Source organism: Micromonospora sp. L32 (assembly GCF_052068055.1).
GTDB classification, from domain to species: domain Bacteria; phylum Actinomycetota; class Actinomycetes; order Mycobacteriales; family Micromonosporaceae; genus Micromonospora; species Micromonospora purpureochromogenes.
Genome location: NZ_JBQHDD010000004.1, coordinates 207,195 through 220,550 on the forward strand (window position 1 = coordinate 207,195; position 13,356 = coordinate 220,550).

A 13,356-nucleotide genomic window follows, 5' to 3' on the forward strand; every position below is an offset into this window, starting at 1 on the left:
CGGGCGGGATCGTCGGCCATGAGCCTACGAACCGGGAGCGGCACGCCACAACGCACTCCCGGAACCGGGTCCGGACGTGTCACGATTCAGGGCACGGCGTACGGGGCGCCGACACAACCGCACCGTGAGGTGCGCCGAGGAGGATGTCCGGTGTCAGCGGGTGGGGCCCGCCGGGGGCGGCGGGACAACGGGCTCGACGCGAGCGAGTACGCCGTCGCGGGCGACGTCGATCCGCGCGTCGGCGAGCACCTGCTCGACGTGCTCGCCGCCGGCGGGATCGCGGCCTACCTCCAGCCGTCGGCCGACCTCAATCCGATCACCCGCACCACCACCGTCCCGGCCCGCCCGGTCGACCGGCTCTACGTGGACCGCTCGCACCTGACCACCGCCCGGGACTACCTCACCCAGCTGGCCGACGAGTCGACCCCGGAGCCGCCGCGCGGCGAGCCGGACGTCGACGCCGAGTGGGACCGGATCGTCGCCGCCTTCCACACCGCCCCGGCCGCCGGCAGCCACCCCTGGCCCGCTGCCGAGGACGTCGACGACGACCCGACCGACCAGACCGACCCGACCGGCGCGGCCGGTGCGCCGGCGACCCGCGCCGAGGAGGCCACCGGCCCGACCGCCACCGACGTGCGGCGGCTGCCGTACGCGGCGGACATCTCCGGCGTCTCGGTGGACCGGCCGCGGGCCGAGGAGCCCTCGCTGCTGGACGGGCTGGACACCTTCGGCGCCGACCTGCCGGGCGAGGAGGACGAGGGCTACACCCCGCCCCCGCCCCCGCCGCTGCCCCGGGTGTCGAAGTACGCGGTGGTGGGCGTCCTGGCGATCGTGCTCGGCTTCGTACTCTTCCTCAACCCGGCGCTGCTGCCGGTGGACGCCTCGGTGGTGACCCTGCTCGGGTTCACCGGCATCCTCGCCGGCTTCGTCACGCTGATCTGGCGGCTGCGCCCCGGCGACGAGGACGACGAGGATCCGGACGACGGCGCGGTCGTCTGACGCTCCCCCGTCCTTTCGGCACGCTTCGCCCGTATCCCGGGACGCCCACGCCCCCGCCGCCGAGGTAACAGTGGTGTAACTTACGGTCAGTAGGAATACCGCTGTCCGTCAATTTCCCCTCCGGCTGCCCGGTTGTTCCTCCCTCGCGGTGGTCGGCCCGCTGCGGATCGGAATGCCCGAGATGCGACAGAATTCCAGTTCCCTCGTCGTGGTGGCCAATCGGCTCCCCATCGACGACAGCGTGGCGCCCGACGGCGCCTGCGAGTGGCGCCGCAGCCCCGGTGGGCTGGTGAGCGCGCTGCACCCGCTGCTGCGACACACCCCGGCCACCTGGGTCGGCTGGGCCGGCGGCACCGGTCCCGCGCCCCGCCTGCCCGACATCGACGGCGTCCGTATGCACTCCGTCGCGCTCACCGCCGAGGATCTGCGCGACCACTACGAGGGCTTCGCCAACGCCACCCTCTGGCCGCTCTACCACGACGCCGTCGAGCAGCCGGTATACCACCGCCGCTGGTGGGAGGCGTACCAGCGGGTCAACCGGCGGTTCGCCGAGGCGGCCGCGGCGGTGGCCGAGCCGGGCGGCCTGGTCTGGGTGCAGGACTACCACCTGCAACTGGTCCCCGGCCTGCTCCGGGCGCTCCGGCCGGACCTGCGGATCGGCTTCTTCCTGCACGTGCCGTTCCCGCCGCCGGAGCTGTTCATGCAGCTGCCCCGGCGGGCCGAGCTGCTGCGCGGCATGCTCGGCGCCGACCTGATCGGCTTCCAGCGGGCCCAGGCCGCGCACAACTTCGCCCAGCTGGTGACGAAGGTGCTCGGCCTCCCGGCCACCGACCGGCGGATCGGCGTCGACGACCGGGTGGTGCGGGTCGGGGCGTACCCGGTCTCGATCGACACGGCCGAGATGGCCGCGCTCGCCGGCCGTCCCGACGTGACCGCCCGGGCCCGCCGGCTGCGCCACGACCTCGGCGACCCGCAGCAGGTGATCCTCAGCGTCGACCGGATGGACTACACCAAGGGCATCGAGCAGCGGCTCAAGGCCTACAGCGAGCTGCTGGCCAGCGGTGACGTCAAGGTCCGGGACACGGTGCTGGTCCAGGTGGCGGTGCCCAGCCGCGAGCGGGTCGGCCAGTACCAGATCCTGCGGGACCGGGTGGAGCGCGAGGTCGGCCGGATCAACGGCGAGTTCGGCCGGGTCGGCGAGCCGGCCATCCACTACCTCAACCAGCCCTTCGACAGCACCGAGCTGGCCGCCCTCTACCGGGTCGCCGACGTGATGGCGGTGACCCCGCTGCGGGACGGGATGAACCTGGTCGCCAAGGAGTACGTCGCCGCCCGGGTCGACGACACCGGCGCGCTGCTGCTCAGCGAGTTCGCCGGCGCGGCGGCCGAGCTGGAGCAGGCGTACCTGGTCAACCCGCACGACCTGGAGGGCCTGAAGCAGATGCTGCTCACCGCGCTGCGGGCCGGCCCGGACGACGTCGGCGACCGGATGCGGGCGATGCGGGCGCACCTGCACCGCCACGACATCCACGCCTGGGCCCGCTCCTACCTCAGCGCCCTGGACCAGACCGGCTCGCTGCTCACCCGGCTGGGCAGCACCGGCTGACCCGGCCGGGTCACACCCGCTGCGGGTCCTTGACCAGCCAGTCGAGGATCGCGTCGATCGGCTCCCGCCACCGGGCGTCGAGCATCAGGTCGTGCCCCATGCCGGGGAAGAGCAGCGGAGCCGAGCCGTACCGGCGGGCGGCCCGGGTCAGCGCGGCCGGCGGCACCACCCGGTCGTCCGGGCTGCCCAGCACCAGCACCGGCGGGCGACCCACCGGCGGCTCCGGCTCCCGGCCGGCCAGCAGCTGCCACTGCGCGCGCCGCCCGGCCCGGCCGAGCCGCGCCACGTGCCGGCGGGCGTCCGCCTCGGGCAGTTCCCTGCTGAACAGCTGCCGGCGGTGCAGCCGCAGGCCGCCGCCGAACAGCGCGGGCAGCGTGCCGACCGGGTTGCGGCGCAGCGCCACGCCGGCCGTCGACCAACCGCCCAGCACCGGCGCGACCAGCACCGCGGCCCGGGCCGGGTAGCGGGCCAGCGCATGGGTCACCACGAGCGCCCCGGCGCCGTGCCCCACCAGCACCGCCTGGCGCGGCAGGCCCGCCGCCACCTGGACCACGTCATGGGTGTACGCCCGCAGCGTCGCCTCCGGCGCCGGCTCGCTGCCGCCATGCCCGCGCAGGCTCAGCGCGTACGCCGCGAAGCCGCGCGACGCGGCGTGCTCCAGCCAGTGCTCGGCGAACGCCCAGGCCCCGTGCCCGAAGCCGGGGACGAAGAGCAGCGGGGGCCGCCCCTCCTCCAGCTCCGGGGCCGCGCCCAGCACCTCCCGTCGGGCCGGGCGGACCGGGCGGGCCCACTCCCGGCCCCGCATGATCCGCAGCCGCTCGCTCACCGGGCCTGCCTTTCGTTCGCGCCTGCGGGACTCCGCTGCGCTGCGTTCCTCGCGCTCACCGGTCACCCTCCAGCTCGTGCAGGGCGCGCTGGACGGCGCGCAGGTAGTCGGCGTGGCCCACCTCGAACCAGTGCCGGCTGCTGTCCTTGACCTTGCCGGAGTACCGCTCCCCGGCGCGGGCCTCCACCTTGGCGGCGAACGCGGCGGCCCGCTCCGGGCGGCCCAGCCGGGCCTGGAGCAGCCGGGCGAAGAGCACCGCCTGCCAGTGCGACAGGGTGAAGATGCCCGAGTCCGGCTGCACCAGGCCGGCCACCGCGAGCGTGGGGTACCCGGGGACGAGGGCGTTGAGCCAGAGCCGGGGGCGGCCCGAGGCCTCGTCGTCGCCGAGCACCTTCGGGTCGAGGAACTCGAAGCGGGGCAGGTAGCCGGTGGCGAAGACGACCAGTTCCGGGTCGATCTCCCGCCCGTCGGTGAGGGTGACCCCGCCGGCGTGGAACCGGGCCAGCTCCGGCACCGGGGTGATCTCGCCGTGGCCGACGTAGTAGACCAGCTGGCTGTTGGCGATCGGGTGGGTCTCGTAGACCCGGTGGTCGGGCTTCGGCAGGCCGAACCGGGTCAGGTCGCCGACGGTCAGCCGCAGCGTCCAGTGGTAGAGCCACTGCCGGACCCGCAGCGGCACGCGCAGCGCGAGCAGGCCGTCGTTGACCTGGTCGGCCGGGCGGCCGAGGACGTACTTGGGGGCGTACCAGTAGCCGCGGCGGGTGGAGTGCCAGCAGCGCGACGCCTGCTGGGCGGCCTCGACCGCGATGTCGCAGCCGGTGTTGCCCGCGCCGACCACCAGCACCCGCTTGCCGCGCAGCTGCGCGGGGTCCTTGTAGGACGAGGCGTGCATGACCTCGCCCCGGAACTCCTCCAGCCCCTCGTAGCGGGGCAGCTTCGGCGACCAGTTGTGGCCGTTGGCGACCACCACGGCGGCGTAGCGGGAGGTGCGCTCCGGGCCGTACCCGCCGGTGCTGCGGGTGGTGACGTCCCAGCGGTCGCCGGCCACCGGCTCGACCCGGACGACCTCGGTGCCGAACCAGATGTGCTGGCGCAGGTCGAAGTGGTCGGCGTAGCGCTCGAAGTAGGACAGCAGCTGACTGTGGTGCGGGTAGTCCGGCCAGGAGTCCGGCATCGGGAAGTCGGGGAACTGGGTGAACGGCCGCGACGAGATCAGGTGGGTGCTGGCGTACACCGGGCTGCGGTCGTGCCGCCAGTTCCACGCGCCGCCGACGCCGGTCTCCCGCTCGTAGCAGTCGACGCCGAAGCCATGCTCTTTCAGGTTCTTCACGGCGGTCAGGCCGCTGGCGCCGGCGCCGATGACGCAGACCGTGTCGCCCCGGTCGGAGACCGGGCGGCCGTCCCGGCTCGGGGTCAGCGTGGTCTCCGGATCGGGCCGGCCGTGCTCGGTGGAGGGGGGCACCGGGGAATCTCCTTATGTGCGGCACGAACGCCGGTTCGACGGGCATCCTCCCCGTACCCGGAGCCGGTTGTCCAGCCCGGCACTCCGGGCGCGGACCGGCGCCGGGCTCAGGCGGTGGCCGGCAGGAGCAGGTCGACCAGGACCGGGAAGTGGTCGCTGGCCCGCCGGGTGAGCGGGGTGTCGACCACGTCGTAGCCGACCACGGTGACCCGCGGATCGACGAAGAGCGCGTCGATGCGCCGGCGCGGGTTGGCGCAGGAGTAGGTGTGCCGGTCGGCGGCGTCGGCGGCCACCGCCGCGTCGGTCAGTCCCTTGCCGACGGTGCGCCAGGCCTCGCCGTCCGGGCCCTCGTTGAGGTCCGCGCCCAGCACCACCGGCAGGTCGGCGCCGGCCAGCTCGCGCTTGAGCAGCGCAGCCTGGCCGGGCCGCTCGGCCGGGTCGGTGGACAGGTGCGAGCCGGCCAGCAGGAACCGCGCGCCGCCGACCGCGCACTCGGCGTACGCCGCCCCGCGCAGGTGCCGCCCGGGGGTGAGCGGGAACCGCTGGCAGCGGGTGGCCAGCACCCGCACCCTGAGGCTGGTGAGCAGCAGGTTGCCCAGCGACGGCAGGCCACCGGCGGCCACCACCAGGCCGAAGGACTCGGCGAGGGTGGCGCAGCGCTGCCGCCAGCGGAACCGGCGCGGGGCCTCCTGCACGATCACCACGTCGGGGGCCGCCGCGCGGACCACCGCCGCCAGCGCGGCCGTGTCGTCACGCTGGCTGTGGATGTTGTAGGACACCACCCGCAGCCGCACCGCGCCGGCGGGGGCCGGCGCGACGGTCACAGCCGGCGGGCGAGGTCGGCGGCGCCGATGACGCCGGCGGTGTTGCCCAGCTCGGCGGGGCGCACCTCGGCCACCGGGAGCCGGCTGCGCTGGGCCAGCGCGTCGGTGAACGAACGCCGGGTCGGGCCGAGCAGCAGGTCGCCGGCCTCGACGACGCCGCCGCCGACCACCAGCACCTGCGGGTCGAGGATCTGGGCCATGTCGGCGAGGCTGGTGCCGAGCCAGCGTCCGACCTGGGCGAACGCCTCGGCGGAGACCGGGTCGCCGGCCTTCGCGGCGGCGGTGACCATCGGGCCGGTGACCGCCTCGGCGTCGCCACCGGCCAGCTCCAGCAGGGCGGTGGCGCGCTGCGGCTCCTGCCGCGCGGCGGCCCGGGCGAAGCGGACCAGGGCGCTGCCGCTGGCGTACTGCTCGATGCAGCCGAGCCGGCCGCAGCCGCACTGGTGGCCGTCCGGGACGGTCAGCATGTGGCCCAGCTCGGCCGCGATGCCGTTGGCGCCGCGCAGCAGCTCGCCGCCGAGCACGATGCCGCCGCCGACGCCGGTGCCGATGGTGAACATGACCATCGAGTCGTCGGCGTCCCGGGCCGCGCCGTAGCGGAACTCGGCCCAGGCGGCCACGTTGCCGTCGTTCTCCACGATCACCGGCAGGCCGGTGGCGGTGCTGACGTACTCGCGCAGCGGTTCGTCCCGCCAGGCCAGGTTGGGGGCGAAGAGCACGGTGGAGCGGGAGGCGTCGATCCAGCCGGCCGCGCCGATGCCGACCGCGCCGATGTCGTGGCCGGTCGCCAGTTCGGTGACCAGCTCGATGATGACGTCGCGGGTCTTGCCGACGTCGTCCGCGGGGGTGTCCCGTCGGGCCTGCACGAGAACCTTGCCGGTGTCGTCCACGACACCGCCGGCCACCTTCGTGCCACCGACGTCGACTCCGATGGTCAGCGTCACCGCTGCCACTCCCCTCTGCTGTGCTGCCCGACATCGGCCGGACCGGCCGAATGCGATGTCGGATGTCCCGTGTTCAGGCCTCGTCGCCCGGTGCGTCCCCGCCCGCGCCGGCCGGCGCTCGCGAGGCGGGCACCACCGGACGGTCGGCCGTCGACCGGACCTGGGCCGGCGCGACCGGCCCGGCGTCGTCGACGGGCGCGGCGGCGGCCGGCACGACCACGTCCTCCGCCCGCGTGGCGGCGGACCAGACGTCCCGCTCCGGCGCCGACGGAGAATCATGCCCGGTACGGGTCGCCTCGCGCCACACGTGGTCGGCGTCGGCGTCCGACCCGGCGGCGGGTCCGGGCGCGCCGGCCGCTCCGGCCGCCCTCTCCGGGGCTTCCCCGCTGTCGGCGGGAGCGAACGCGCGCATCAGACTGGCGATCCCGGCGGCCAGATCACCCGCGCCGGTGGCGAGCCGCTCGGCGAATTCCGGACTCGGATCGCGTAGCGCCGCGATACCGCGGCAGACCGGGCAGACGCAGCATTCCGGCGATCCGGTGGCGAATCTTCCGGTGCCGCCGGCACCCCCGGCCGGGCCGGACGCTCCGCCACTGTGACCGAGGACACCGGAGAGGATCCCACCGAGCGGACCCCACGGAGCGCCGCCGGAGCCGGCGTTGGCCAGCCGTGCCGTGGCGAGCAGCGTGGCGACGAGCCGCTCGGCCTCCTCCCGGGCGGAGCCCGGTTGCGTACCCGCCATCGTCGGCTCCTCTACCGTGCCGCCGGCTGCGTCACTGTGCCGCACCGGTTGCTTCTACCCGGCGCTTGAGCTGCTTCAACGCCGTATCCATGATCATTTTCTCGGCCTTGCGGCGAAACATGCCGAGCATGCCGACCGACAGCTCGACCTCGAGGGTGTAGGTGACCGTCGACGTCCCGTCCGGGTTGCCGACGATGTCGTACGACCCGCGCTGGGACTTCTGCATCTTCGACGGCGCCACCAGGTGCCACTCGATCCGGGACAGGTCCTCGGCGTACTCGTACGCCAGCACGTACTCGTCGGCCATCACGCCGGCGTCGATGGTGAAGTGGACCTGGCTGGCGTAGCCGTCCTCGTACTCCTCGACCACCTCGGCCCGGCGCACCGCCTCGGTCCACTCGGGGTAGCTCGCGAAGTCGCAGATGACCGCCGCCACCCGGTCCGGTGACGCGCCGATGATGATCGACTGGGTGGAGGAGTCCGCCATGGGGGGGAGGCTACCCGGAGCGACCCCGGCGCGCGGCGCTTGACCCCGGCCATGCCTGGCGCGGCGGCGCCGACGGCCCGCGACGGCGGCGTCCCACCAGTCGGGCGGGCAACCTCCCTACCTCGCCCACCCGGGCGTGCGGGTAGGTTTCGACAAAGCCGACCCGCCACGGCGGCCGGCCCGGCCAGTGCGAGCACGAGGGAGTGCAGGTGCGCGAGTTCTCCGTCCCGCCGATCGTCACCATCGGCGACGCGGCCAACCTGACCGACCCGGTCTGGGACAACGCCGAGGCCGCGCCGGACGCGGTCCAGTTCGTCCGGCCCGCCGCCCGCGCCGAGGGTGCCGCCCAGGTGGACGTGACCTGCCGGCAGTTCCGCGACGAGGTCGTCGCCGTGGCCCGCGGCCTGGTCGGCTCCGGCATCAATCCGGGCGACCGGGTCGCGCTGATGAGCCGCACCCGCTACGAGTGGACCCTGCTCGACTACGCCATCTGGGCGGCCGGCGCGGTCACCGTGCCCATCTACGAGACCTCCAGCGCCGAGCAGGCCGCCTGGATCCTCGCCGACTCCGGCGCGGTCGCCGTCGTGGTGGAGTCCAACGCGCACGCCACCCTGGTCGCCGGCGTCCGCGACCGGCTGCCGGAGCTGCGCCAGGTCTGGCAGATCGAGCTGGGCGGGGTGGACGAGATCGTCGCGGCCGGCGCGTCGGTCGAACCGGAGGAGATCGAGCGGCGCCGCAAGGCGGTCCGCTCCGCCGACGTCGCCACGATCATCTACACCAGCGGCACCACGGGCCGGCCCAAGGGCTGCGTGCTGACCCACCGCAACATGTACGCCGACATCGCCAACGCGGTGCCGGTGCTGCCGAACCTGTTCCGGCCCGGCGCGTCGACCCTGCTCTTCCTCCCGCTGGCGCACGCCTTCGCCCGGCTCATCCAGATCGGCGTGGTGCAGGCCCGGGCCACCATGGCGTACTGCCCCGACACCAAGAGCCTGGTCGCCGAGCTCCAGGCGTTCAAGCCGACCTTCGTGCTCTCCGTGCCCCGGGTCTTCGAGAAGGTCTACAACGGCGCCCGGCAGAAGGCCGAGGCGGACGGCAAGGGCAAGATCTTCGACCGGGCCGAGCGGGTGGCCATCGCCTACAGCGAGGCGCTGGAGACCCCCGACGGCCCGGGCCTGACCCTGCGCGCCCAGCACGCGCTCTTCGACAAGCTGGTCTACCGCAAGCTGCGCGCCGCGCTCGGCGGCCGCTGCCGGGACGCGATCTCCGGTGGCGCCCCGCTCGGCGCCCGGCTCGGGCACTTCTTCCGCGGCATCGGGGTGACCATCTGCGAGGGCTACGGCCTGACCGAGACCTCCCCCGCCGCCGCCGCGAACCTGCCCACCGCCACCCGGGTCGGCACGGTCGGCCGGCCGCTGCCCGGCGTCACCATCCGGATCGACGACGACGGCGAGATCCTGATCTCCGGCGACCTGATCTTCCAGGGCTACTGGCGCAACGAGGCGGCGACCGCCGAGGCGATCACCGCCGACGGCTGGTTCCGCACCGGCGACCTGGGCCACATCGACAGCGACGGGTTCGTCAGCATCACCGGCCGCAAGAAGGAGATCATCGTGACGGCCGGCGGCAAGAACGTCGCCCCGGCCGTGCTGGAGGACCAGGTGCGGGCGCACCCGCTGGTCAGCCAGTGCCTGGTGGTCGGCGACCGGCAGCCGTTCATCGCGGCGCTGGTCACCGTCGACGAGGAGGCCCTGCCGAAGTGGCTGGCCGCGCACGGCCTGCCGGAGGACACCCCGGTCGGGGAGCTGCTCGACCACGAGGAGCTGCTGGTCGAGATCCAGGGCGCGGTCGACGTCGCCAACCAGGCGGTCTCCAAGGCCGAGGCGATCAAGGTCTTCCGGATCCTGCCCCGGGACTTCACCGAGGCCACCGGCGAACTGACCCCGTCGCTCAAGGTCAAGCGGCAGGTCGTGCACAAGACGTACGCGTCCGAGATCGCCGAGATCTACCGGAGCTGACTACCATCCGTCACGTGCCCGCCTCCACACCCGTCCGGCCCCAGCCGCATCCCCTCGCCGTCGCGGCGCGCGGGGTCATGCTCGTCCTGGTCGGCGTCCTGACCCTGGTCGTCACCCGCGACCCCGCCCAGCTCTGGTGGATCGCCCTGCTGGCGGCCGCCGGCCTGCCGGCGGTGCTCGCCCCCGAGCACCGGCTGCTCGGCCCGCTCAGCCGGGTCGCCGAGGCGGTGGTGCTGGGACTGGCCGCCAGCCAGGTCGCCGTCGAGTCCGCCCTCGGCGGATCGGTCGGTGGGCTCGGCGCCTCGGCGGTACTGCCCTACCTCGCGGTGCCGGTGACGGTGACCGCGCTGCGCCGCCGCTTCCGCGAGGGAGCGGCGCTGCTCGGCGTCGCCGCGGCGACCCTGCTGATCGCCGGGGCGTTCACCGAGGTGGACGGCGGGCGGCAGCTCGGCCAGCCCGGCTACCTGGCGGTCTGCGCGCAGTGGCTGATCCTGGCCGGGCTCGGCCTCTACGCGGCCGGCACGCTGCACCAGGTGATGCGGGTCCGGGGCGAGGGCAAGCCGCAGCCGTACGCGGAGGCGACCCGGCTGCTGACCCAGCTGCGCACGGTCGCCCGGCAGCTGCCCGGCGCGACCCTCGACCCGGGCGGCATCTCCGAGCACCTGCTGGAGGAGCTGCGCACCGTCGCGCCCAACAACCGGGCCGCGGTGCTCTCGGCCAGCGGCGGCGGCCGGCTCGTGGTGCTCGCCCAGGTCGGGGTGGACCGGGTGGACTGGGAGACGACGCTCGACGCGGACTCCGCCATCGCCGACGCGTGGGCCAGCCAGCAGCCGCAGACCGCGGCCCGGTCGCAGGCCCGCTCGCACCGCGGCGGGGACGTCTCGGCGCTGATCGTGCCGCTGGTCGCCGGCGTGCGCACGGTCGGGCTGGTGGTGCTGGAGGCGGACGCCGCGCACGCGTACCCGCCGCCGGTGGTGTCCCGGGTGACCGCGCTGACCGGCCCCGCCGCGCTGCGGCTGGAGGCGGCGCTGCTCTTCGACGAGGTGCGCTCGCTGGCCACCAACGAGGAACGGCAGCGGCTGGCCCGGGAGATCCACGACGGGGTCGCCCAGGAGCTGGTGATGGTCGGCTACGGCATCGACAACGCCCTGGCCACCGTCCACGACGACGCCGACGAGACCGCCGAGGGGCTGCGTACGCTGCGCGGCGAGGTGACCCGGGTGATCACCGAGCTGCGGCTGAGCCTGTTCGAGCTGCGCAGCGAGGTGGACCGGCACGGCGGCCTGGCCGCCGCGATCGCCGAGTACGCGCGCACCGTCGGCGCCTCCGGCGGCCTGCGGGTGCACCTGTCGTTGGACGAGTCCACCGCCCGGCTGCCCGCCGCCACCGAGGCCGAGTTGCTGCGCATCGCGCAGGAGGCGGTCACCAACGCGCGCAAGCACGCGGGGGCCTCGAATCTCTGGGTCACCTGCGAGGTGGACCCCCCGTACGCGCAGATCGAAGTGTCGGATGACGGTCACGGCATCGGTGACCAGCACGCGGACGGGCACTACGGTCTTGCGATCATGGCCGAGAGAGCGGAACGTATCCGGGGCCGGTTGGAGATCAGGCCGCGGCAGCCCAGCGGCACAACCGTGGCGGTGGTGGTCGGTTCCTCGCCCCGGCGCGATAACGTGCGTGGCAGCGCAGCAGCAGAAGGGGAGTAACCCGAGGATGACCACAAGCCCGACACCGGCCACTCGTACCAAGGTCCTCCTTGTCGACGATCACGACCTGATCCGCAAGGGGCTTCGGCACGCCTTCGAGCGCGACCGGCAGTTCGAGGTCGTCGGCGAGGCCGCCACGGCGGCGGAGGGCGTACGCCAGGCTGGCGCGCTGCAGCCGGACGTCGTGATCATGGATCTGCGCCTTCCGGACGGCAGTGGCCTCGAGGCCACCCGGGCCCTGCGCAAGTCCAGCGCGTCGATGGGGATCGTCGTGCTGACCATGTACGCCGGTGACGACCAGCTCTTCGGCGCGCTGGAGGCCGGGGCGAGCGCGTTCGTGCCGAAGACCGCGCCGGCCGACGAGGTGGTGGCCGCCGCCCGGCACGCCGCCTCCTCCCCCAGCGCCTTCACCGCGGCCGACCTGGCCGAGGCGATGAAGCGCCGGCTGGCCCCGTCCGGTCCGCAGCTCTCCCCCCGCGAGGGGCAGGTGCTGCGGCTGCTGGCCGACGGCATGAGCGTGGCCGGCATCGCCAAGCAGCTCTTCGTCAGCGAGTCCACCGCCAAGACCCACATCTCGAAGCTCTACGAGAAGCTGGGCGCGGCCAACCGCGCCCAGGCGCTGATGACGGCGCTGCGGCTGGGCCTGCTCGAGGCCCCGGACGCGCCGAAGTTCTGAGGGCTCCGGCCCGTCGTCGAGAGGTCCGCGCCGCCCACCGGTCGCGGACCTCTCGCCTGTCCGGGGCACGGCCGCGGCAGCGCCGCCAGCGCCCTGAGTGAGCGTGCCGTCGCGCAATGACCGTGGTCTTTGCACCGGGGCGAAGCGAGGGCAGAATACCCGGGTGGCCCGCGCGGGCGACGATCCTCGCGTTTGTCGACTAAAGGGGTGGGCATGCAGCGGCCGGACTGGGCACCCGACGACATCGACATCGAGCGCCCCAGCGTCGCCCGCATGTACGACTACTACCTCGGCGGCTCGCACAACTTCGCCGCCGACCGGGCGGCGGCCCGGGCAATGATGGAAGCGGTCCCCGAGGCCCCGCTGATGGCCCAGGCCAACCGGGCGTTCATGCGTCGGGCGGTGCAGTACCTGGTCGACTCCGGCGTCCGCCAGTTCCTCGACATCGGCTCGGGCATCCCCACCGTCGGCAACGTGCACGAGATCGCCCAGCGCGCCGCGCCCGACTCCCGGGTGGTCTACGTCGACGTCGACCCGGTGGCGGTGGCCCACAGCCGGGAGATCCTCCAGGGCAATCCCGGCACCGCGGTCGTCCAGGAGGACCTGCGCCGACCGGCCGCGATCGTGAGCCATCCCGAGGTGACCAAGCTGCTCGACCTCTCCCGGCCGGTGGCCGTGCTGATCGTGGCGGTGCTGCACTTCGTCCCGGACGCCGACCGGCCCGAGGAGATCCTGCGGACGCTGCGCGAGACGCTGGCGCCGGGCAGCTACCTGGTGATGTCGCAGGCCACCGACGAGGACCGGGGCCACACCGGCGAACGGGCCGAGGCCGAGCGGGTCTACCGCCGCACCGACAGCCCGCTCTCGATCCGCAGTCGGGCCGAGCTGACCGCGCTCTTCGACGGCTTCACGCTGCTCGAACCGGGCGTGGTGTGGGTGCCGCAGTGGCGGCCGGAGTCGCCGGAGAGCGCCGAGGACGCCGCGCAGGCGGTCTTCATGGGTGGCGTCGGACGCCTCGGTGGGTGAGACACCGGACCTGCCGGCGCACCCGTCGTGCCCCGGCGCG

Annotated in this window: 12 protein-coding genes; 6 read left to right on the forward strand and 6 right to left on the reverse strand. The window is 74.3% G+C overall.

Translation table 11 applies throughout. The annotated features are described in order from the left end of the window. Positions 1 to 150 precede the first annotated feature (150 nt). Both ACTMTB_RS12850 and ACTMTB_RS12855 read left to right on the forward strand, forming a co-directional pair. Positions 151 to 999, forward strand: coding sequence for a DUF308 domain-containing protein (locus tag ACTMTB_RS12850; protein ID WP_441145295.1), 849 nt, complete (start codon positions 151 to 153; stop codon positions 997 to 999). Positions 1,000 to 1,180: 181 nt separating this feature from the next. Continuing rightward, positions 1,181 to 2,605, forward strand: coding sequence for an alpha,alpha-trehalose-phosphate synthase (UDP-forming) (locus ACTMTB_RS12855; protein WP_441145297.1), 1,425 nt, complete (start codon positions 1,181 to 1,183; stop codon positions 2,603 to 2,605). A gap of 10 nt (positions 2,606 to 2,615) precedes the next feature. Here the strand turns inward: ACTMTB_RS12855 and ACTMTB_RS12860 are convergent, their stop codons facing one another. From ACTMTB_RS12860 to ACTMTB_RS12885, 6 genes are all read right to left on the reverse strand, one after another. Continuing rightward, positions 2,616 to 3,410, reverse strand: a complete 795-nt coding sequence (locus ACTMTB_RS12860; RefSeq protein WP_441145910.1) for an alpha/beta hydrolase — start codon at positions 3,408 to 3,410, stop codon at positions 2,616 to 2,618. A gap of 76 nt (positions 3,411 to 3,486) precedes the next feature. Further along, positions 3,487 to 4,893 carry a flavin-containing monooxygenase gene (locus ACTMTB_RS12865; RefSeq protein ID WP_441145302.1) on the reverse strand — a complete coding sequence of 469 codons (1,407 nt, stop codon included), beginning with the start codon at positions 4,891 to 4,893 and terminating at the stop codon, positions 3,487 to 3,489. 107 nt (positions 4,894 to 5,000) lie between these two features. Next, complete coding sequence (locus tag ACTMTB_RS12870) at positions 5,001 to 5,717, reverse strand: endonuclease/exonuclease/phosphatase family protein (protein WP_441145304.1); 717 nt, start codon at positions 5,715 to 5,717, stop codon at positions 5,001 to 5,003. After that, on the reverse strand, positions 5,714 to 6,661 hold the full coding sequence (locus ACTMTB_RS12875) for an ROK family glucokinase (protein ID WP_280838246.1): 948 nt from the start codon (positions 6,659 to 6,661) through the stop codon (positions 5,714 to 5,716). Before ACTMTB_RS12875 ends, ACTMTB_RS12870 begins: the two co-directional genes overlap by 4 nt. Positions 6,662 to 6,734: 73 nt before the next feature. Continuing rightward, the gene (locus ACTMTB_RS12880) at positions 6,735 to 7,403 is read right to left on the reverse strand and encodes a hypothetical protein (RefSeq protein ID WP_441145307.1); all 669 of its coding nucleotides are present in this window, start codon (positions 7,401 to 7,403) and stop codon (positions 6,735 to 6,737) included. A 31-nt stretch (positions 7,404 to 7,434) separates the two neighbouring features. Beyond that, the gene (locus tag ACTMTB_RS12885; RefSeq protein ID WP_088961061.1) at positions 7,435 to 7,890 is read right to left on the reverse strand and encodes an SRPBCC family protein; all 456 of its coding nucleotides are present in this window, start codon (positions 7,888 to 7,890) and stop codon (positions 7,435 to 7,437) included. A 209-nt stretch (positions 7,891 to 8,099) separates the two neighbouring features. Between ACTMTB_RS12885 and ACTMTB_RS12890 the strand changes: the two genes are divergently transcribed. From ACTMTB_RS12890 to ACTMTB_RS12905, 4 genes are all read left to right on the forward strand, one after another. After that, entirely contained in the window at positions 8,100 to 9,908 is a 1,809-nt protein-coding gene (locus tag ACTMTB_RS12890) for an AMP-dependent synthetase/ligase (RefSeq protein ID WP_441145309.1), read from the forward strand. Positions 9,909 to 9,922: 14 nt separating this feature from the next. Next, a complete protein-coding gene (locus ACTMTB_RS12895; RefSeq protein WP_441145311.1) occupies positions 9,923 to 11,614 on the forward strand; it encodes a GAF domain-containing sensor histidine kinase in 1,692 nt (563 codons plus the stop codon). A gap of 7 nt (positions 11,615 to 11,621) precedes the next feature. Further along, the gene (locus tag ACTMTB_RS12900; RefSeq protein ID WP_007072219.1) at positions 11,622 to 12,290 is read left to right on the forward strand and encodes a response regulator transcription factor; all 669 of its coding nucleotides are present in this window, start codon (positions 11,622 to 11,624) and stop codon (positions 12,288 to 12,290) included. A gap of 213 nt (positions 12,291 to 12,503) precedes the next feature. After that, on the forward strand, positions 12,504 to 13,316 hold the full coding sequence (locus ACTMTB_RS12905) for an SAM-dependent methyltransferase (RefSeq protein WP_441145317.1): 813 nt from the start codon (positions 12,504 to 12,506) through the stop codon (positions 13,314 to 13,316). The last annotated feature ends 40 nt before the right edge of the window (positions 13,317 to 13,356 follow it).

Excerpts from the sequence above, each read along its gene's own strand:
- ACTMTB_RS12855 (WP_441145297.1), top strand. The coding sequence starts at position 1,181 with ATGCGACAGAATTCCAGTTCCCTCGTCGTGGTGGCCAATCGGCTCCCC.
- ACTMTB_RS12860 (WP_441145910.1), bottom strand. The coding sequence starts at position 3,410 with ATGCGGGGCCGGGAGTGGGCCCGCCCGGTCCGCCCGGCCCGACGGGAG.
- ACTMTB_RS12880 (WP_441145307.1), bottom strand. The coding sequence starts at position 7,403 with ATGGCGGGTACGCAACCGGGCTCCGCCCGGGAGGAGGCCGAGCGGCTC.
- ACTMTB_RS12885 (WP_088961061.1), bottom strand. The coding sequence starts at position 7,890 with ATGGCGGACTCCTCCACCCAGTCGATCATCATCGGCGCGTCACCGGAC.
- ACTMTB_RS12900 (WP_007072219.1), top strand. The coding sequence starts at position 11,622 with ATGACCACAAGCCCGACACCGGCCACTCGTACCAAGGTCCTCCTTGTC.
- ACTMTB_RS12905 (WP_441145317.1), top strand. The coding sequence starts at position 12,504 with ATGCAGCGGCCGGACTGGGCACCCGACGACATCGACATCGAGCGCCCC.